This is a genomic window from Candidatus Nitrosopumilus salarius BD31 (genome assembly GCF_000242875.2).
Classification (GTDB): Archaea; Thermoproteota; Nitrososphaeria; order Nitrososphaerales; family Nitrosopumilaceae; genus Nitrosopumilus; species Nitrosopumilus salarius.
The window spans coordinates 1-640 of sequence record NZ_AEXL02000068.1; the positions used below are offsets into that span (position 1 = coordinate 1).

Genomic DNA, 640 nt, shown 5'->3' on the forward strand with positions numbered 1-640 from the left:
GCATCTGCTATACTGTTGTTAACAGAAACAACTCCTGCAACAATTATTGCAATAACCATGATTGTTAAAATTCTAATGTAAACATCTCGCTTGAACATATGAGTTAGTACACGTGCACGAATTCTGTCAATTAGGGAGAATGCAATTATTGCAAAACCAATTACGAGTGTACCGCCAATCAGATATCTTGTATTATAATCAATTTGATCAGTAAAAAACAGATTAAACCCAACCCAAAGAATACCAATGCCAATTATTCCTTCAATGGTTGAAACATAGTTTAGATATCTTGGTTTACCTTCTTTAGAATCTTGTAGATATGATGTAATGACATGAATAATTCTATGAATTCCAACGTATAATACTAAACGTAATCCAACAGCTGCAAGTAATGGTGGAATCAATATTACTAATGCAGGAATCATTGGAACAACATTTTTGAGTTGCATAATTTGGATCAGTGTCTGGAGTTACAAAAGGTAATGAAAATAAGTTTGGTAAATGTTCAATTCCCAAATAATTTCCGTCAATAAATGAAACTGCTGCAAATCCAAACATGATATTTGCAAAGAATGCTCCAAAAAGCAATATCTTGGTAATTTGCCAGATTATAAATTGTGGATAAGAGAGCTTGTAATTT

General features: G+C 32.0%; 1 pseudogene. It reads right to left on the minus strand.

Features of this window, described 5'->3' with window-relative positions:
- Positions 1-449, minus strand: a pseudogene (locus tag BD31_RS03085) (UPF0182 family protein); the annotation flags it as partial.
- Between the last annotated feature and the right edge of the window lie 191 nt (positions 450-640).